Source organism: Myxococcus sp. CA023 (assembly GCF_010998615.1).
Lineage (GTDB): Bacteria > Myxococcota > Myxococcia > Myxococcales > Myxococcaceae > Myxococcus.
The window spans coordinates 59,120-78,280 of record NZ_JAAEAH010000043.1; the positions used below are offsets into that span (position 1 = coordinate 59,120).

The following is a 19,161-nucleotide window of genomic DNA, read 5'->3' on the forward strand; positions in this document are numbered from 1 at the left end:
GAGCCCCCACGCCATGCGCCCGTTCAAGACGCTCCAGAAGCTGTACGACGAGGAAAGCCAGGTCGTCATCACCGAGAAGGGCAGCCCCCCGCGCGTGCTGTTCCACGGTGAGAACTTCCTGCAGGAAGACCTTCCGGTCGGCACGCGCGTCATCTTCCCGCGCCCGCCCCTGGCCGGCGTGCCCAACGTCAAGGCCGCCATCCGCTACGCCATCAACAACCCGGAGGGCATGGAGCCGCTGCACGCGCTCCTCAAGCCGGGCATGCGCCTGACGTGCGTCATCGACGACATCAGCGTGCCGCTGCCGCCCATGGTCACGCCGGACGTGCGGCAGACCATCCTGGAAATCGTCCTGGAGCTGGCCGCCGACAGCGGCGTGGACGACGTGCACCTCATCATCGCCAACGCCCTGCACCGCCGGATGACGGAAGGCGAAATGAAGCGCATGGTGGGCGAGAAGATCTTCGACGCCTACTACCCGGACCGCTACTACAACCACGACGCCGAGGACCCGGACGGGATGGTCGCGCTGGAGCGCACGTCCCACGGTGAAGAGGTGTCGGTGAACCGCCGCGTGGCGGAGAGCGACCTCATCGTCTATGTGAACGTGAACTTCGTGCCCATGAACGGCGGGCACAAGTCCATGGGCACCGGCGTGTCCAACTACGCGTCGCTGCGCCACCACCACAACCCGAAGACCATCCGCGCCTCCGACAGCTACATGGAGCCGAAGACGAGCGCGCTCTACAAGAGCAACGAGCGCATCGGGCGCAACATCGACAAGCACCTGAAGGTCTTCCACATCGAGACGGCGCTGAACAACCGCATGTTCGGCGGCCCCACCGACTTCCTGGCGAAGAAGGAAGAGGACTACACGGAGACGGACCGGCTGAAGTTCCAGGCCATGCGCTTCGCGCTGTCCAAGCTGCCGCGCGCGGCGGCGCGCAAGGTGCTCAACTCCGTCCCCGCGCCCTATGACGTCACGGGCGTCTACGCCGGCGCCACGGAGCCCACGCACCAGAAGACGCTGGAGACGAGCTACAAGCAGTACGTGGTGCCGGTGGAGGGACAGAGCGACATCGTCATCTTCCCCATCCCGTTCATCTCCCCGTACAGCGTCAACTCCATCCTCAACCCGCTGCTGGTGCAGGTGATGGGGCTGGGCTACTTCTACAACCTGAACCGCGGCGTGCCGCTGGTGAAGAAGGGCGGCGTGCTCATCCTCCTGCACCCGGCCTACGACGAGTTCGACCCGGAGCACCACCCCAGCTACATCGAGTTCTTCCACCGGCTGCTGCCGGAGACGCGCGACTCCATGAAGCTGGAGCACAAGTACGAGCGCGAGTTCGCGGAGAACCCCAGCTACGTGCACCTGTACCGCAAGGGCAACGCCTACCACGGCGTGCACCCCTTCTACATGTGGTACTGGGGCGAGAATGGCCGCCAGCACGTGGGCAAGGTCATTGTCGCGGGCGCGGAGAACAACCACGTCCCCGCCCTGATGGGCTGGGACCGCACCGACACGCTCACCGAGGCCATTGAAGAGGCCCGCGGGTTCATGGGCCGTTCGGCCACCATCAGCCTGCTGCGCATCGCGCCCACGGTGATGGTGGATGTGAAGTGAGGACGCCCATGGCCGCCCTTCCCGAGCTGAACGTCACCCAGACCTTCACCGGCAAGCGCCTGCTCTTCGCGGGCGCCACCGGCTTCGTGGGCAAGGTGACGCTGTCCATGCTGCTGACCCGCTACGGGCAGGACCTGGACAAGGTGTACGTGCTGGTCCGCAAGGGCAGCGCCGCGTCCGCCGAGCGCCGCTTCTTCGACAAGGTCGCCACCAGCGAGCCCTTCCAGCCGCTGCGAGACAGCCTGGGGGATGAAGGCGCGCTGGCCTTCATCCGCCAGAAGGTGGAGGTGCTGGACGGCGACATCACCGACCCGTGGATGGGCCTGGAAGAGCCCCAGGTGGAGGCGCTCACCGGCAAGGTGCACGCGTTCATCAACTGCGCCGGTCTGGTGTCCTTCAACCCGTCGCTGGAGGTGGGCCTCAACGTCAACACCCACGGCCTGAAGTTCGCCGCGGCGCTGGCGCTGCGCTGGTCCGTCCCGCTGATTCACATGTCCACGTCCTTCGTGGCCGGCAACCGCAGCGGGCTCGTCTTCGAGGACGAGGAGATTCGCGGCTACTTCCCCAAGCGGGAGGAGATGGACGGCCGCGACTTCAGCCTGGAGCAGGAGCTGCAGGACGCGGCGCGCATCGTCGCGCGGCTGCGCGAGCAGGCCGAGGACCGGGCCCTCACGTCCACCTTCCGCAAGAAGGCGTTGGATCGGCTGGAGGAAGAAGGCCGCGACCCCAACGACGAGAAGACGCTGCGGCTGGCGGTGGGCCGTGAGCGCAAGCTGTGGCTCAGCGGCGAGCTGGTGCGCGCCGGCATGGAGCGCGCCGCCCACTGGGGCTGGCCCAACACGTACACGTACACCAAGTCCCTGGGCGAGCAGGTGCTCGCGGCCACGCCGGGACTGCGCTACTCCATCGTCCGGCCCTCCATCGTGGAGAGCGCGCGGCACTTCCCCTTCCCTGGCTGGAACGAGGGCTTCACCACCTCCGCGCCCCTGGCCTTCGCGGGCATCAAGGGCCCCGGCGGCATCCCCGCGGGCGAGAACACCATCCTGGACATCATCCCGGTGGACCAGGTGGCGGGCGCCACCATCGGCATCACCGCGCATGCCATGGACGTGGAGGAGCGGCGCATCTACCAGCTCGCCTCCGGCGATGAGAATCCCTTCTACGCCGGCCGCTCCGTGGAGCTGGTGGGCCTGTACCGGCGGCGCTACTACCGCAACCGCGAGTCTGGCAACGCGCTGATGAACAAGCTGCGCTCGCGCGTCGAGCCGCAGCCGGTCAGCAAGAAGGAGTTCGAGCTGTTCAGCGCGCCCATGCTGTCGCGCGGCGCGCGCTTCCTGAAGAAGGCCATCGACGAGGTGCGTCCCGCGTGGGGCGCCCCGGCCGTCCAGGCCATGCTGGACAAGGCGAAGGTGTCGCTGGACGAGGTGGACGACAACGCCCAGGGCATCATCGCCCTGACGGAGCTGTTCCTCCCCTTCCTCTACGAGAACCGCTACGTCTTCCGCTGCGACAACACCCGCTCCGTGTATGCGCGCATGGCGCACGCGGACCGGTTGAAGGTGCCCTGGGACCCGGAGCACATCGACTGGCGCGACTACTTCCTGGGGACACACCTCCCCGGCCTGGAGAAGTGGGTGTTCCCGGGCATGGAGTCGGAGCGCGAGAAGCGCACCGTCATCCCCGCGCACCGCGACCTGCTGGAGCTGATGGAAGCCACGGTGCACGCGTACCGGCACCGCGTGGCCTTCCGCATGGTGGCGGGCGAGCGGGAGGAGCGCTTCACCTACGGCGAGGTGCACCGCTATGCCGCGCGCGTGGGCAGCTTCCTGCTGGCCGCAGGCATCAAGCACGGAAACCGCGTGCTGCTGGTGTCGGAGAACCGGCCCGAGTGGGGCATCAGCTACTTCGGCATCCTGCGCGCGGGCGCCACCGTCGTTCCGGTGGACCCGGGCTTGAGCGAGGCGGAGCTCGTCAACATCGCCCGCCGGGCGGACGCGCGCGCGTGCCTCGTCTCCGAGGACGCGGCCCGGGACTTCCCCGGCCTCTTCGCCGCGCTGGGTGACGGCGTCACCGTGGCCAGCCTCGCGGAGGCGATGACGGGCGACCCGGCGCACCCGGACCGCATCGGGCCGGTGCGCAGGTCCGCCGCGGCGGATGACCTGGCCAGCATCATCTTCACCTCCGGCACCACGGGCACGCCCAAGGGCGTCATGCTCACCCACCGGAACTTCGCCGCGCTGGTGGCGAAGCTGGCGGGAACCTTCGACATCGGCGTGGGCGACGGCGTGCTGTCCGTCCTGCCGCTGCACCACACCTTCGAGTTCGCCGCCGGCTTCCTCACCCCGTTCTGGCGCGGGGCGGAAATCACCTACATCGACGAGCTGACGTCGGACCGGCTGGGCGAGGTGTTCGAAACGGGCCGCATCACCGCCATGGTGGGCGTGCCGGCGCTGTGGCAGCTCTTGCACCGCAAGATTACGCAGGAGTTCGCCAGCCGCCCGCCGTTCATCGAACAGGCGCTCAAGGCGCTGATGGCCACCCACGGCGAGCTTCGCAACCGCAACAACATCAACCTGGGCAAGCTGCTGTTCTGGCCGGTGCACCGCAAGTTCGGCGGGCGTATCAAGGTCATCGTGTCGGGCGGCTCGGCGCTGCCGGACGACGTGCACAAGGCCTTCCACGAGCTGGGCTTCAACATCACGGAGGGCTACGGCCTGACGGAGGCCGCGCCGGTGCTGGCGGTGACGAAGCCCGGCAACAAGCGCCAGCCCGGTACGGTGGGCCGCGCGCTGCCCGGCATCGAGCTGCGCATCCTCAATCCGGACAACGACGGGTTGGGTGAAGTGCTGGCCAAGGGCCCCAACGTCATGCCCGGCTACTTCGGCGACCGCGAGGCCACCGAGGCGGTGCTCAAGGACGGCTGGCTCCACACGGGCGACCTGGGACGTCTGGACGCGGAGGGCCACCTGTACCTGGTGGGCCGCGCGAAGGACGTCATCATCGACCACAACGGGAAGAACATCTACCCGGACGAGTTGGAGGAGCTGTACCAGGACCACACGCACATCAAGGAGCTGTCCATCGTCGGCCTGCCCGACGACGCGGGCGGTGAGAAGGTGGCGTGCCTGTGCGTGCCCGACTACGCGGACCGCCCACGCGAGGAAGTGCGCCGCGAGCTGGAGGAGCACTTCCGCAAGGTGAGCGCGGGCATGCCCTTCTACCGGCGCGTGAAGGTGCTGCGCCTGTGGGACGGCGAGCTGCCCCGCACCGCCAAGCGCAGCGTGAAGCGCAAGCAGGTGGTGGAGGAGCTCAAGCGCCAGGAGCGCATGGCGGCCAGCGCCAGCAAGGCGCGCGAGAAGGCGGCCAACCCCGCCACGGGCGGCATCGCGGACTGGCTCTTCCCGCTCATCGCGGATGTCAGCCACCGGCCGGTGTCCGACGTGCGTCCAGACGCGCTGCTCAGCGGGGACCTCGGCTTCGACTCGCTGATGCTCACCGAGCTGTCCTCCGCGCTGGAGGCCGCCGGCGTGCCGCTGCCCGCGGTGGACGACCTGACGCAGGTGCAGACGGTGGAAGACCTGCGCAAGGTGGTGGCGTCCTCCGGCAAGCGCCCCACGGTGGAGACGCGCGCGAAGGAGATCTCCAAGGAGAACGAGCGCGCGGAAGAGGTGGAGATTCCGGTGCCCGACGTGGTGGCGGACGTGGGCCGTCAGCTCTTGTCCTTCGGGCAGAAGGTGCTCTACGGCGGCGTGTTCGACGTGAAGGTGACGGGCAAGTCCTTCATCCCGCAGAACCGCAACTTCCTGGTCATCGCCAACCACTCCAGCCACCTGGACGCGGGCCTGGTACGCGTGGCGCTGGGTGACCAGGGCGAGCGGCTGGTGTCCCTGGCGGCGCGCGACTACTTCTTCAACACGCCGCTCAAGCGCGCCTGGTTCGAGAACTTCACCAACCTGGTCCCCATTGAACGGCAGGGCTCGCTGCGCGAGTCGCTGCGGATGGCGGGCGAGGCGCTGCGCCAGGGCTTCAACGTCCTCATCTTCCCGGAGGGCACGCGCTCCACCACCGGTGAGCTGATGGAGTTCAAGTCCACGCTGGGCTACCTGGCGCTCACCTTCAACATGGACGTGCTGCCGCTGTACATCGGCGGCGCCTTCGACGCGCTGCCCAAGGGCAGCGTGCTGCCCAAGACGAAGACGCCGCTGCGGGTGAACATCGGTCCGGTGCTGGGCCACGCGGACCTGCGCACGCGGGTGCAGGGCATGGCGCGCTCGGAGGGCTACCGCTACGTCACGCGCATCGCCGAGGACTCGATGCGGGCGCTGCGCGACGGCCGGGTGCTGAACCTGGAGCGCGTGGACCTGCCTCCGGCCGGGGCCAGTCCCCGCGCGTCCACGTCCACGGAAGGGAAGGACTCGTGAAGCTGCTGGTGACGGGAGGCACGGGCTTTCTGGGCACGCACCTGGTGCCCAGGCTGGTGGCGGCGGGCCACGAGGTGCGGCTCATCGGCCGCTCGCAGCCTTCGGGCGCCCCCTACGCGGGCACGGAGTACGTCCCCGGTGACTTGAAGAACCGGGACGCGGTGCGCCGCGCGCTGGAGGGCGTGGACGCCGTCTACCACCTGGCGGGGCTCGTCTCCTTCCAGCCGAAGGACGCGCGGAAGATGTTCGAGCTGCACGTGGACAGCACGCGCGAGCTGCTGCGGGACGTGCGCGAGGCCGGCGTGAAGCGCGTGGTGCTGGCCTCCACCTCCGGCACCATCGCGGTGTCGAAGGAGGCGCACGTCCGCGACGAGAGCGCCGACTACCCGATTACGGTGGTGGGCCAGTGGCCCTACTACCTGTCGAAAATCTACGAGGAGAAGCTGGCGCTCGCGTACTGCCGCAAGCACGAGATTCCCCTGGTGGTGCTCAACCCCAGCCTGCTGATGGGGCCCGGGGATGACCGGCTGTCCTCCACCTGGACGGTGGTGAAGTTCCTCAACCGCGAGATTCCGGCCATGCCGGGCGGCGGCATCTCCTTCGTGGACGCGCGCGACGCGGCGGACGCCTTCGTCCAGGCGCTCACCCGGGGCGAGGTGTACGGCCGTCACCTCATGGGGGTGAATCTGTCCATGAAGGACTTCTTCCAGCGGCTGGAGCGCCTGTCCGGCGTGCCCGCGCCGAAGCTGAAGCTCCCCTCCAAGGTCAACGTGCTCGGCGGGAAGCTGCTGGAGCGCTGGGCCAAGGTGCGCGGCACCACGCCGACGCTGGACCCGCAGGAGATCGACATCGGCGAGCACTGGTTCTGGCTGGACGCATCCAAGGCGGAGGCCGAGCTCGGCTTCCGCGCGCGCGACATCCAGGAGACGCTCTCCGAGACGGTGCAGCACATCTACGGGAAGATGCCGCCTCAGAGCCTGCCGGGCACCAAGGGCCGGCTGGCGGAGCTGCGCGAGAACACCTGAGCGCGGCTCGCGGCGTGAGCTTCCGGGCACCGGACTCCCGCCCCTGGCCTGGCCGCGGGGAGTGCACCGCAGCCCCGCGTCGCGCCGCTACCGGAGCCGTCCGGGCGACGCCGCCCGGCGGCACCGCGCCAGGTGCTTCACCTCACCCCTAGCGCTGCGGCACACCCACCGTGCGCTGGGCGTTGTCCACCAGGCGCGCGGCCCAGGGCTCCGCGCGGTGGCTCCACACCCAGGCCGCGCCGAGGAAGGCGCAGCCCAGGAGCACGAGCACCAACCGCGCGAGAAAGGACGGACCCGCTTCGCTTGCGCTGGCGGCCACGGCCTAGCCCACCACGCGGTTGCGGCCCGACTTCTTCGCCTTGTACAGGTTGGCGTCCGCCACCTTGATGAAGTGCGTGGGCTCCAGCATGTCCGGCGTCTGCTCGGCCACGCCAATGGAGATGGTGACGGGGATTTCCTTCTCGTCGTAGACGAAGGACTTCTCCGCGATGAGCCGGCGAATCTTCTCCGCGAACAGGCGCGCCTTGTCCGGGCCGTCCTCGGGGAGGACGACGGCGAACTCCTCGCCGCCGTAGCGGGCGAAGCACTGCTCGCGGCGCACCAGGCGCTTGATGGACTGGGCCAACTCCCGCAGCACGTAGTCCCCGGCGAGGTGGCCGTGGACGTCGTTGATCTGCTTGAAGTGGTCGATGTCGAACATCATCAGCGTGAGGGTGCGCTGATAGCGGGTCGACCGGCCCATCTCCTTCTCGAGGTACTCCAGGAAGTACCTCTTGTTGTTGATGCCGGTGAGACCGTCCGCGATGGTCAGCGTGTAGATGGTCTCGTGGTACTGGGTCTCGATGTTGTCGCCATCGAGGAACTTGAAGATGGAGCCTCCGACCTTGACCAGGTCTCCGCTGCGCAGCGGAGAGGCCTGAAGCACTTCCTGGTCATTGAGGAAGGTACCGTTGGTGGAGCCCAGGTCTTCAACGAGCATCTTCCCCCCACGCCCCAGAATCCGGGCGTGGCGGCGGGACACGTTGTCCAGGTCCACTACGATGTGGTTGTGCTGATCCCGCCCGATGGTGAGTTCGGCATCCTCGATGAGGTACTTCTTGCCGAGCTCCGGGCCATGAATCTGCACGAGACAACACTCCGTGCTGCGGTGGGCATGCACGTTGAGCGTTGAGATCTTGGTGACGCGGGTTTCGTCGCCGGCCATCAGAAACGAGGCTAGCACGATAGCCTCGGCAGACGCCATGCAACGCAGCAGGGGCCGGTTCTTCGGCCCTTGGCGGCGCTTCTCCCACATGCCACCCAGGAGCAGCCGCCCGGCGAGGCCCGACAACCCGAGGCGTCGGGACGTCCAGCGCCGGTCAGGACACCTGAACAGGCGGTTCGGCATTCAACGATGGCTGGCAGGCGGGCACACGTGCCCTTGCCGGCCCCCCAGGGACGACTAACGTCCGGAACACCTATGTCCAAAGTCCTGGCGATGATTCTGGCTGGAGGCGCTGGCACGCGCCTGGAGCCCCTGACGCGCGAGCGCGCGAAGCCCGCTGTCCCCTTCGGCGGCCGCTACCGCATCATCGATTTCGTTCTCTCGAACTTCGCCAACTCCGGTGTGTACCGGATGAAGGTATTGACGCAGTACAAGAGCGACTCGCTCAACAACCACCTGTCCCGCGCGTGGCGGATGACGGCGTTCCTGGGCCACTACGTGGAAGCCGTCCCCGCGCAGATGCGGACGGGGGTGGACTGGTACAAGGGCAGCGCGGACGCCATCTACCAGAACCTCAACATCATCACCGACGAGGAGCCGGACTACATCTTCGTCTTTGGCGCGGACCACGTGTACCGGATGGACACGCGCCAGATGCTGGACTTCCACTGCGCGAAGAAGGCGGCGTGCACGGTGGCCGCGATTCCCGTCCCCATCGAGCAGGGCCGCGAGTTCGGCATCATCGACGTGGGGCCGGACGGGCGGATGCGGCAGTTCCTGGAGAAGCCCAAGGACCCGCCGCCCATGCCGGGCAACCCGAAGATGTGCCTGGCCTCCATGGGCAACTACCTCTTCTCCACCGACGTGCTGGTGCAGGAGGTGGTGCGGGACGCGGCGAATGAGGCGAGCGCGCACGACTTCGGCAAGTCCATCATCAGCGAGCTGTACAAGCGCGCGCCGGTGTACGTGTACGACTTCGCCCAGAACGAGGTCCCCGGCCAGGAGGCCAAGGAGCGCGGCTACTGGCGGGACGTGGGGAACATCGACGTCTACTACCAGTCCAACATGGACCTGGTGGACGTGGACCCCACGTTCAACCTCTACAACGACCGCTGGCCCATCCACACCCAGCCCAACAACTACCCGCCGGCGAAGTTCGTCTTCGCGGACGAGCAGAACAACCGCGTGGGCCACGCCATGGACACGCTGGTGGCGGAGGGCTGCATCATTTCCGGCGGCAGCGTGCGGCGCTCGGTGCTGTCGCCGAAGGTGCGCGTCAACTCGTATTCGGAGATAGAGGACTCCCTCCTGTTCGAGAACGTCACCATCGGCCGGCGCTGCCGCATCCGCCGGGCCATCATCGACAAGAACGTGGAGATTCCGCCGGGGATGACCATCGGGTTCGACCCGGTGGAGGACCGGCGGCGATTCCACGTCACGCCCGGGGGCGTCGTGGTGATTCCCAAGGGCATGAAGGTGACCTGAGACGGTCATGGGCGCGGACGGACTCCTCCTGAGGCCCGCGAAGGAGTCCGACCGCCGCACGCTGTGGCGCATCCACACCCTGGCCGTGGAAGCCCTGTGCTCGCGCGCGTACGCGCCGCACGAGGTGAGCACCTGGGTGCGGCTCTTGAAACCGGAGGGCTACCTGCGGCCAGAGCGTCCGCGCACGGTGCTTGTGGCGGAGCGCAGCCGGCGCGTGGTGGGCTTCGGCCAGGTGGACGCGGCGCCAGGTGAGTTGGAAGCGCTCTACGTGGTGCCAGACGAGGCGGGCCAGGGCGTGGGCCCCGCCCTGCTGTCGGCCCTGGAGTCCGCCGTGTGGCGGGGCAACGCGGCGCTGCTGGGGCTGGACGCCAGCCTGAACGCCGAACACTTCTATCAGCGGCACGGCTATGCCTCCGTCCACTCCGCCCGGCGCACTCTCACGGTCGACGTCCAGTTAGCGTTCGTGCGGATGCAGAAGCAGCGGCCGGCCATGGCCCTGGGGCGATGGCCGGCCTGGCGCCGCGGCTAGGTGAAGGCCGCCTTCACCTCGGGCTTGTTGAGCACCACCAGGGCCCAGATGCCCACGGGGATGCCCAGACAAGCGCAGGGGCCGCAGCAGGGGATGACGGCGATGATGGCGGCGGCCATTGCCAGCCCGTAGCTCTGCAGGTTCTTCATCTTCAGCGCGCCGAAGAAGACGATGCCGTTGAGCACCAGCGTGGGCAGCGCGAGCAGCAGCTGTCCGCCCGTGCTCGTCATCCCTGCCAGCATCTCCCGGGCGCCTTCGGGCAGGTCGGGGTTGTTGAGCGCCTCCGCGACGGCGGGGTCTGCTCCACCGAAGGCCTGGAGCACGTTGATGAGCCCCAGCAGCACGGTGATGGCGGACAGAACCATCAGCAGGATGGCCGGCAGCGACACGGCCTCCTTCGCGCCCGCTCCGCCGGGAGAGTTCATCGTTCCGTAGGTGTTCTCCATGGTCCCCAGTTCCCCTCGATGCCGCGTGAGATGCCGTGCGGGCAGTGGGCCCGCCGCGCGGCCATTCCACTCGCAGACGGGGGAGCACGCCAAGTGAAATGACGTGCCCCCTTCCCTCCCTGCTCAGGCCTTGAAGGTGAGCAGGGGGGAGAGCCGGGCTACCTCCCGGACGATGCCGGCTTCCACCTGGGCATCGACCACCGGACGGATGGGCTTGTATGCCGCGGGCGCCTCCTCGACGCGGCGCTCCGCGCGAAGGGTGATGCAGTCCACGCCGGTCAGCCCCAGGGCGGCCTCACTCTGGTCCGCGCCGCCCCGCGACAGGGAGAAGCGGGAGCGCGCGCGGCCCGCGCCGTGCGACGCGGACTCCAGCGCCCGCGCATCCCCACACCCCACCATGAGGAAGGACGTGGCCCCCATGGAGCCGGGGATGATGACGGGTTGCTCCGCCCCCGCCGGGCATGCGCCCTTGCGCGCCAGCCAGCCGCCTTCATAGGGCAGCGTCAGGTTGTGGGGCACGTCGTAGACGAGCGGCGCCTCCACGTCCCCGAAGAGCTCCCGGAGCGTCTGGCGCAGCAGCTCCGCCAGCAGCAGGCGGTTGAGGAAGGCGTAGTTGGCCGCCGTCGCCTCCGCCTCCAGATACTCGGTGACGAGCCGCGCATCCCCCAGGGGGAGGATGCCGCTGGCCGGAAGCGGCGTTCCCGAGGGCCACGCCTGGCGCGCACGGTCCTGCCAGGCCACGCCCACGTGCTTGCCCACGTCCCGGCTGCCAGAGTGAATCATGAACGCGAGCTGTCCCTCGCGCACGCCCCAGTCCCACGCCCGCGCCCGGTCCTCCACGGCCTCCACGCGCTGCACCTCCACGAAGTGGTTGCCGCCGCCAATGGTGGCCAGGCCCGCGTCGCGCACCAGCCCTTCGCGCGTGAAGGACTCGGGCGCCCAGCGCGGATGGCCCTGCAGCCCGCCGCCCAGGTGGATGCGCGACACCTCCGCGTCGAGCTGGGCCAGGTCGGCCCGTCCCGCGCACCCCAGCGGCTGCTCCAGCGTCTCCAGGAGCCAGCCTTGCACGCCGTCGCGCAGCAGCGCCTCGGAGGCCCGCGAGGCCATGGTGACGTCACGCGTACCGAAGAAGTAGTGGCCCTTCATCCGCTCGACGAAAGCCGACCGCTTCGCCAGGAAGTCCTCCACGGAGAGGTCCGCGACGTGCAGCCGCATGCCGCAGTTGATGTCGGTGCCAATGGCGCCGGGCACCACCAGCCCGCGCGTGTGGAGCACCGAGCCAATGGCCACCCCGGAGTCTCCCGGGTGGAAGTCCGGCGTGGCACGTACCCGCAGCACCTCGCCACCACCGGGGTGTCTCAGGGCCGCGAGCTGGGCGAGTTGTTGGAAGGCCTTGCCCTCCACAGGCAGGTCCGGCGGGAGGAGGACTTCGGCGGGCGGCGCATGCGCGTCACCCAGGAGGCGGACGGAATAGAGGCGGCCGTCATAGGCGACCTCGAGCCCCTCGCGGGCGAGTGCCCGGAGAAGCCGGTTCAGTTTCGGCTGCATGACCCAACTCAGGAATGCCCCGGGGTCCTTTGCATGGACCTGCCAGGGGGACGTGACGGAGAGATGAGGGACCAGGGGTCAGCAGCCGCGGTCGCCAGACGGCGCGAAACCGTCTTCACCGTCCACACACGGGCACCAGGCCCGTTCCTGACGAAGGGAAATCAGACGGCCGCGGACAGCCCGCCATCCACGTTGATGGCCGCGCCGCTGATGTAGCCACCACGGGGCGACAGCAGGAAGGCCACGGTGTCCGCGAACTCCTCCGCCTTCCCCACCCGGCCCAGCGGAATCCCGGCGTGACGCGCCATCTCCTGCTGGAAGGACTCCACGGGCTTGCCCACCTCCTTGGCACGGCGCGCCCACTGGCCACTTTCGATGATGCCCACCAGCACCGCGTTCACCCGGATGGCGTGGGGGCCCAACTCCTTGGACAGCGCCTTCGTCAAGGCGAGCCCCGCTGCGCGAGACACCGACGACGGCGTGGAGTTTGCGCCGGGCGTCTTCGCCGCGATGGCCAGCACGTTGACGATGGCGCCGCTCCCCGACTCCTTCAGGAAGGGCAGCGCCTGCCGCGAGGCGCGAATCGCCGCGAAGACCTTGAGCTGGAGGTCGGCCTCCCACTCCGCGTCACTCACCGAGGCGAAGGACCTGCCCGCCGCGGTGCCCGCGTTGTTCACCAGCCCGTCGATGCGCCCGAAGCGCGCGTGGGCGGCATCCACGAAGTGCTCCACCTCCCACGCACGCGACACGTCGGCCTGGACGGTGAGCACATCCCCACCCTCGGCGCGCAGGGCCGCGGCGGTGGCCTCCAGCCGCTCCGCCCCACGGGCACAGAGCGCCACCTTCGCGCCCTCCCGGACGAGCCGCCGGGCCACCGCGGCTCCCAGCCCCTCCGAGCCACCCGTCACCAGTACCACCTTGCCGCCCAGTTCCAGGTCCACGTGCCACCTCCTCGCGACCAGCACCGGCCCCCGCGAGGCGACTGCACCTCGCACGGGGCCGGGACGCCGGACGTCACGTCATCAAGCGGGCTGCTTCACCAGGTGCCGCTTCTGGTCGAAGGCCGCCAGCGTCTGGGCGATCTCCTCGTTCACCGCCCGCAGCATGTCCTGCTTCTCCCGGAACGGGAGGAAGGCGCTCTTGAAGCCGGAGACGAGGATGGTCGTCAGGTCCTCCAGCGACAGGCCCAGCGCGGAGTGCGCCGTCCACAACTCCTTGGTCACCGTGGTGTCGGTGATGAGGCGGTTGTCCGTGTTGATGGTCACCCGCAGGCCGTAGTCGAAGTAGAACTTCAGCGGGTGCGCCGACAGGCTCGTCACGGCGCCCGTCTGCACGTTGGAGGTGGGGCACACCTCCAGCGGGATGCGGTGGTCGTTGACGTAGTTGAGCAGGTCCCCGTCCTCGCGCAGCCGCGTGCCGTGGCCGATGCGGTGTGCGCCCAGGTTGTGGATGGCCTGGGAGATGGACTCGGGGCCGTAGGCCTCGCCCGCGTGCGCGGTGCAGTTGACGTTGTTCTTGAGGATGAGCTGGAAGGCGTCCCGGTGGTCCTTCGCCGGGAAGCTCGCCTCCGCGCCGGCCAGGTCGAAGCCGATGACGCCGCGGTTCTTGTAGGCCACCGCCAGCTCCGCCAGCCGCATGGACGTCTGCGGGTTGATGTGGCGAATGCCGCAGACGATGACGCCGCACTTGATGCCCGTCTCCCGCTTCGCGGCGCGCAGGCCCTCCAGCACGGAGTCGATGACCGTGGTCATCTTCAGGCCCTTCTGCAGGTGCAGCGCGGGCGAATAGCGGACCTCCAGCCAGCGCACGTTCTCCGCGGCGGCGTCCACGGCCAGTTCGTAGGCGGCGCGGTAGAGGGACTCGGCCGTCTGGAGCACGGAGAGCGTCACGTCGAAGGCGACGAGGTACTCCTCCAGGCTCTCGCACACCTCGCCCATGTGGATGGCCTTGGCCAGCCCATCCTCGGTGTCGGCGAGCAGCTTGATTTTCTGCTGCTCGGCCAGCTCCAGGATGGTCTTCAGGCGCATGGACCCGTCCAGGTGGCAGTGGAGGTCCGTCTTGGGCAGCGCGCGCAGCAGCTCTTCCGTCACCGCCAGCGTGGGCGGCGGCACGAAGTCCGTCCGACGGGCGGACGAAGGAATGCCGGTGGCGCTGGGAATCTCATCATCACGAATGGTAGGCATGGTCCAAGTTCCTTCCTTGCGTCATCCTCCAAACCATGTCGTCTCGCGCCTGTCCATGCACGCCCTTGCTGCCCGCCCTGGCGCTGACACTGGTGGCCGCCATGGGGTGCCGGGAGCCCGCGACGAGCGACTTCCGCCATTCCACGGACGCCTCGTCTCGAGCGGGGCTGGTGGCCCTGCCGGACGGCGTCCTCACCGCCAATGAGGCGGGCACCATCGTCCGCCTGGAGCGGAGCGGCCAGGTCTCCTGGCGGGTCGCCCTGGACAGGGAGGTGGCCACACGCCCGGCCCTGCTGGGGGATAGCGTCATCGCCGGGACGGTGGGCGGAGACCTGGTCCGACTGAGCCTCGCGGATGGCGCGGTGCAGTGGCGCCTCACCGGAGAGCCCCCCGTCCTTACCGCACCCGTGGCGGATGCGGAGGGAAAATTCGTCTTCCTGGTCGCGCCGGATGGGGCGGTCCGCTCCCTCTTCACGGACACGGGAAAGACGGACTGGGAGCGCCCCCCACCTGGAAAGCCCGAGCCGACGGCCGCGCCCCGCGGATATCCCGTGCCGGTCCTCCAGGACGGCTTGCTGGTGGTGGCGCTCGGTGACGCCGGACTGATGGCCCTGGCCACCCAGGATGGGGCGAAGCGCTGGCAGCGGAACGTCCGAGACGTGCTGGGGATGACGTTGTGGCAGGACACGCTCTACGTGAGCACCCGCCAAGGCCACGTCCTGGCGCTGCGGCTCGGGGACGGCACGTCCCTGTGGGAGCAGGCCCCCGCGGAGGCCCTGAGCAGTCCCCCCTCGCTGGCGCTGGGAACGGTGTGGGTCGGCACGGCTGGGGAGTCCTCCGCGCTCGTCGGCCTGTCCCCTTTGGAGGGAAAGGAGGTGACGCGCGTCACGCTGCCCGACCCGCTCGTCTCGGAGGTGACGCCGGTGAGAGAGAACCTGCTGCTGGTGCCCACCAGCGGGCGTCAGGGACGGCTCATCGCGTTGAACACGACGACCTGGGCGCAGGCCTTCTCGGTCCGCGCGGATACGCCGCTGCGCACCCGCCCCGTGGTACTCGGCGACCAGGTCATCGTCCTGGGACTGGATGGCCGCGTGCTGTCGTGGCGGCTGCGCAAGACCGACCCTTGAGCCTCCCATCAGGACGCCGCCGCGGGCTTCACCACGTCCGCAGTGTCGACAGTGAGCGCTCCACGCGGGCGGACAGCGTGCCGTAGTCACGCTCGGGCGCGGAGAAGGTAACCAGGACGAAGCCGTCCTTCCTGGGCACGAAGTACACCAGCGTGCGCGCGCCGCCCGTCTGTGAGAATTCGTAGCGCGCCACGGGCCCCGCCGGGAGCGTGCCCTCCGTGTCCTGAAGCAACTTTCCGGGCGCCTTCAACCCCGCCGCCGCCAGCACGGCCTCCGGGCCTGCCTCCAGGGCGGGCGCCGCGCCGCGCACCGAGCGCAGCTCCAATCCCCCGTCAAAGCGGGCCAGCGCCGGGGGCCCGGCCTCCACGGAGCGCAGGTCCATGCCCGAGGGCGGCTCGTACTGCACACCGAGGTCCTGCGATGAGAAGCTTCGCGAACAGCCGAAGCCACACCACATCAGCAGGAGGCACCAGGTCAGCGAGGCGAGTCTCACGCGCCAGACTCTGCCACCAGCGCATTCGCCCTGTCAGGCGCGCGGGCTTTCTTTTGCCGCTCCCACAAGTCTCCAAACCGGCTTGTCCACTCGGGTGACCTCTTCTCAGCCCGGCATCAGGAAACGGGCGATGATGCGTTTGAGGCCCACGCCTCCGCCGAACTCCACCGTCACCTTCGCGTTGGGGCCGTTGCCGTCCGCGGACACCACGCGGCCCACGCCGAACTGCTCGTGGCGCACGCGCATGCCGCGCACGTCCCCGCCCACGCCGTCCATGTCCGACGCCTGCGAGTACGAGCGGTCGATGCGCGGCCCGTCGTCCTCATCCCAGGTCCGCTTGCGCTGCGTCGAGGGCACCATGGGCCGAGGCGCTTCGGGGACTTCCTGCTCGCTGATGCCGAACAGCGCCGGCGGCACGTCCCGCAGGAAGCGGCTGGGCGCGTTGTAGCGCAGCTCACCGAACAGCGAGCGACACTGCGCCAGACTCACGAAGAGCCGCTTTCGCGCGCGCGTGAAACCCACGTAGCAGAGGCGCCGCTCCTCGGCCATCTCCTCCGAGGGCTCGCCCTCCGCCGAGGCGACCTCGTTCAAGAACGTGGACTCGGACTTCACCGCGCGCGAGTGCGGGAAGACGTTCTCCTCCATGCCGGTGAGGAAGACGGCGTCGAACTCCAGGCCCTTGGCCGCGTGCAGTGTCATCAGCGCCACCCGGCCCTCGCCCACCTCCGCGTCCGCCTCGCCCACCAGCGAAATCTGCTCCAGGAAGGCCTGCAGCGCCGGCACGTCCGCCGTCAGCGGGGCCGCGTCCACTTCGGGAGGAACGTCGCTGGGGGGATTCGCCGCGGCCGCCACCGCCGCGGCCGCCCGGTTCAGGTCGAACTCCTGCGCCGCGCCCAGGAACTCGCGGAGGTTCTCCGCGCGCGTCTGAGACTCGTCGCTGCCCTCGGCCTGGAGCGTCTCCACCAGCTTCGTCTCGCGAAGCATCTGGTCTACCGCGCCCGCTGCTTCCTCGTTCGTCTGGGCGAAGGCCGTCAGGGACTCCAGCAGGTTGCGGAAGCCCTTGAGCCGCTTCACCGCGGCACCATTGAGCGCGGGAATCTGCTCCGGCTGGGACAAAGCCTCGTAGAGGCTCACGCCGCGCGCGTTGGCGAAGTCCGTCACCCGCTCCACCGTGGTGTCGCCAATGCCACGCGCCGGGATGTTGATGATGCGCAGCAGGTCCGCGTCCGAGCGCGGGTTCACCATCAGCCGCAGATACGCGGAGGCATCCCGCACTTCCGCCCGGTCATAGAAGCTGCGTCCGCTCACCAGGGTGTACGGGACGCGCGCCAGGCGCAGCGCCTCTTCCAGCACGCGGCTCTGCGCATTGGCCCGGTAGAACACCGCCATGCTGGAGAGCTTGATGAAGCCCTCCCGCTGCAGTGCCAGAATCTGCCGCGCCACCTCCTGCCCCTCGGCCCGCTCATCGCGGTTGAGCATCAGGTTGAGCGTCTGGCCCCGCTGGCGCTCGGACCAGAGCTTCTTCTCCATGCGCCGCGTGTTCTTCCGGATGACCTCATGCGCCGCGTCCAGGATGTTCTGGTCGGAGCGGTAGTTCTGCTCCAGCTTCACCACCTTCGCGCCGGGGTACTGCCGCGGAAAGCCGAGGATGTTGTCCACGTCCGCGCCACGCCACCGGTAGATGGACTGGTCGTCGTCGCCCACCACCACCAGGTTGGCGGAAGGAGGCGGCGCCAGCTGCTTCAGCAGCGCGTACTGCACCGGGTTGGTGTCCTGGAACTCATCCACCAGCACGTGGTGGAAGCGGCGCCGGTAGTTCTCCAGCACGTCCGGCCGGGTGCGGAACAGCGTCACCAGCAGGAGCAGCAGGTCTCCGAAGTCCACTGCGTTGGCCGCGCGCAGCCGCTCCTGGTAGGCCGCGTACACCTTGCGCACCAGTTGGCCCCGCTCGTCGCCGGGCGCGACCTGCATGTGCTCCGGGAGCCGGGCCGCGTTCTTCTCCTGGTCGATGCGGTGGAGGATTTCGCGCGGCTGCATGGACTCGATGCCCGCCTCGCGCATGGCGCGCTTCACCACGTTGAGCTGGTCCGAGTCGTCGTAGATGACGAAGGAGCGGGTGAGCCCCACGTGCTCCGCCTCGCGGCGGAGAATCTGCGCCGCCGCCGAGTGGAAGGTGCTCACCACCAGCTCGTTCGCCTGTGCCCCCAGCAACTGCACCAGGCGCTCGCGCATCTCCCGCGCCGCCTTGTTGGTGAAGGTGACGGCCAGGATGCGCCACGGGTAGACGTTGTGGACCTTCACCAGATACGCCACGCGCCGGGTGATGACGCGCGTCTTGCCGCTGCCCGCCCCTGACAGGACGAGCAGGGGGCCGTCACCATGCAACACGGCCTCGCGCTGTGGCGCATTGAGGTCTTCGAGGAGGGCGGATTCGTGTGGGTTCGCGGGAGACATTCGGGAGGGAACCCATGCTTCTAACGTCTTTCCCCCACCAATGGGCGCCCTTCCGCAGTCCCGCCCGGCCGCCCGGCCCCCAAGGCATGCGGTGCGCTTATATAATGGTGCGACTCCATGTCCGACTCCACGTCCGGCGCCCCTTCGAGGCCTTCCCAGGCTGACCTGGACCGTTACGCCGAGCAGTTCTCCCAGAGCCTCACCCTGCGCCTCTTCGGCGCGCAACTCAGCTTTCCGGAGGGCCGGAAGGTGGTCGTCACCATCCCCGAACTTCGGCCCGAACACCGGGGCGGCGCTGGCAGCGCCAGCGCAGTCAACGGAGGCATCCTCGCCGCCCTCTTCGACTACGCCGTGGGCTGCACCGGCGCCCTGGTGGACCCGGGCCGGCGCTGCGCCACCGTGCAGTTGTCCATGAGCTTCGAGCGCGCTGTCACCGGCGACAGTCTGCGCGTGGAGTCCGAAATCGACAGCCAGACGGTGTCCCTCCTCTTCGCCACCGCCCGGGTGTACGACGGTGAAGGCCGTGTGTGCGGCCGTTGCCAGGGCGTGGTGAAGCTCTCCAACCTCCGCTGGGCGTCGGGAGACAGTCCCGCCGTCAACTGACCCTTGCCCACCCCGCCCC

General features: G+C 68.9%; 15 protein-coding genes. 7 read left to right on the forward strand and 8 right to left on the reverse strand.

All coding sequences use genetic code 11. The features are described 5' to 3' along the window. The first annotated feature begins 13 nt into the window (after positions 1 to 13). The 3 genes from F8M74_RS19880 to F8M74_RS19890 are packed head-to-tail and all read left to right on the forward strand — an operon-like array spanning position 14 to position 7,070. Positions 14 to 1,624: a lactate racemase domain-containing protein gene (locus tag F8M74_RS19880; RefSeq protein WP_141255558.1), complete on the forward strand. Its 1,611-nt coding sequence runs from the start codon at positions 14 to 16 to the stop codon at positions 1,622 to 1,624. 8 nt (positions 1,625 to 1,632) lie between these two features. After that, the gene (locus F8M74_RS19885) at positions 1,633 to 6,045 is read left to right on the forward strand and encodes an AMP-binding protein (RefSeq protein ID WP_141255559.1); all 4,413 of its coding nucleotides are present in this window, start codon (positions 1,633 to 1,635) and stop codon (positions 6,043 to 6,045) included. Further along, positions 6,042 to 7,070 carry an NAD-dependent epimerase/dehydratase family protein gene (locus F8M74_RS19890; protein WP_141255560.1) on the forward strand — a complete coding sequence of 343 codons (1,029 nt, stop codon included), beginning with the start codon at positions 6,042 to 6,044 and terminating at the stop codon, positions 7,068 to 7,070. The genes F8M74_RS19885 and F8M74_RS19890 overlap by 4 nt, the downstream gene beginning before the upstream one ends. A 148-nt stretch (positions 7,071 to 7,218) precedes the next feature. On the opposite strand, the gene F8M74_RS19895 is transcribed toward F8M74_RS19890, so the two are convergent. Both F8M74_RS19895 and F8M74_RS19900 read right to left on the reverse strand, forming a co-directional pair. Beyond that, a complete protein-coding gene (locus tag F8M74_RS19895) occupies positions 7,219 to 7,389 on the reverse strand; it encodes a hypothetical protein (RefSeq protein ID WP_163884498.1) in 171 nt (56 codons plus the stop codon). A gap of 3 nt (positions 7,390 to 7,392) precedes the next feature. After that, positions 7,393 to 8,274, reverse strand: coding sequence for a GGDEF domain-containing protein (locus F8M74_RS19900; protein ID WP_140788612.1), 882 nt, complete (start codon positions 8,272 to 8,274; stop codon positions 7,393 to 7,395). A 255-nt stretch (positions 8,275 to 8,529) separates the two neighbouring features. Between F8M74_RS19900 and glgC the strand changes: the two genes are divergently transcribed. Both glgC and F8M74_RS19910 read left to right on the forward strand, forming a co-directional pair. Then, the gene (glgC, locus tag F8M74_RS19905; protein WP_141255561.1) at positions 8,530 to 9,759 is read left to right on the forward strand and encodes a glucose-1-phosphate adenylyltransferase; all 1,230 of its coding nucleotides are present in this window, start codon (positions 8,530 to 8,532) and stop codon (positions 9,757 to 9,759) included. 7 nt (positions 9,760 to 9,766) lie between these two features. Continuing rightward, positions 9,767 to 10,288: a GNAT family N-acetyltransferase gene (locus tag F8M74_RS19910; protein ID WP_141255562.1), complete on the forward strand. Its 522-nt coding sequence runs from the start codon at positions 9,767 to 9,769 to the stop codon at positions 10,286 to 10,288. Here F8M74_RS19910 and F8M74_RS19915 read toward each other — a convergent pair. From F8M74_RS19915 to add, 4 genes are all read right to left on the reverse strand, one after another. Further along, positions 10,285 to 10,827, reverse strand: coding sequence for a hypothetical protein (locus tag F8M74_RS19915; protein ID WP_141255563.1), 543 nt, complete (start codon positions 10,825 to 10,827; stop codon positions 10,285 to 10,287). The two genes, F8M74_RS19910 and F8M74_RS19915, sit on opposite strands and share 4 nt — an antisense overlap. A 30-nt stretch (positions 10,828 to 10,857) precedes the next feature. Then, positions 10,858 to 12,282, reverse strand: coding sequence for an RtcB family protein (locus tag F8M74_RS19920; RefSeq protein ID WP_141255564.1), 1,425 nt, complete (start codon positions 12,280 to 12,282; stop codon positions 10,858 to 10,860). A gap of 161 nt (positions 12,283 to 12,443) precedes the next feature. Next, positions 12,444 to 13,223 carry an SDR family oxidoreductase gene (locus F8M74_RS19925; protein WP_141255565.1) on the reverse strand — a complete coding sequence of 260 codons (780 nt, stop codon included), beginning with the start codon at positions 13,221 to 13,223 and terminating at the stop codon, positions 12,444 to 12,446. A gap of 81 nt (positions 13,224 to 13,304) precedes the next feature. Further along, on the reverse strand, positions 13,305 to 14,465 hold the full coding sequence (add, locus tag F8M74_RS19930) for an adenosine deaminase (RefSeq protein ID WP_090484346.1): 1,161 nt from the start codon (positions 14,463 to 14,465) through the stop codon (positions 13,305 to 13,307). A gap of 35 nt (positions 14,466 to 14,500) precedes the next feature. Between add and F8M74_RS19935 the strand changes: the two genes are divergently transcribed. Continuing rightward, a complete protein-coding gene (locus F8M74_RS19935; protein ID WP_141255566.1) occupies positions 14,501 to 15,592 on the forward strand; it encodes a PQQ-binding-like beta-propeller repeat protein in 1,092 nt (363 codons plus the stop codon). Positions 15,593 to 15,620: 28 nt separating this feature from the next. Here F8M74_RS19935 and F8M74_RS19940 read toward each other — a convergent pair whose 3' ends face one another. Then, positions 15,621 to 16,085 carry a hypothetical protein gene (locus F8M74_RS19940; RefSeq protein ID WP_141255567.1) on the reverse strand — a complete coding sequence of 155 codons (465 nt, stop codon included), beginning with the start codon at positions 16,083 to 16,085 and terminating at the stop codon, positions 15,621 to 15,623. A gap of 105 nt (positions 16,086 to 16,190) precedes the next feature. Beyond that, positions 16,191 to 18,539 carry an ATP-dependent helicase gene (locus tag F8M74_RS19945; protein ID WP_141255568.1) on the reverse strand — a complete coding sequence of 783 codons (2,349 nt, stop codon included), beginning with the start codon at positions 18,537 to 18,539 and terminating at the stop codon, positions 16,191 to 16,193. Positions 18,540 to 18,656: 117 nt separating this feature from the next. On the opposite strand from F8M74_RS19945, the gene F8M74_RS19950 reads away from it, so the two are divergent. Continuing rightward, positions 18,657 to 19,142 (forward strand): PaaI family thioesterase, encoded by a 486-nt coding sequence (locus F8M74_RS19950; RefSeq protein ID WP_090484353.1) that lies wholly within the window; start codon positions 18,657 to 18,659, stop codon positions 19,140 to 19,142. The last annotated feature ends 19 nt before the right edge of the window (positions 19,143 to 19,161 follow it).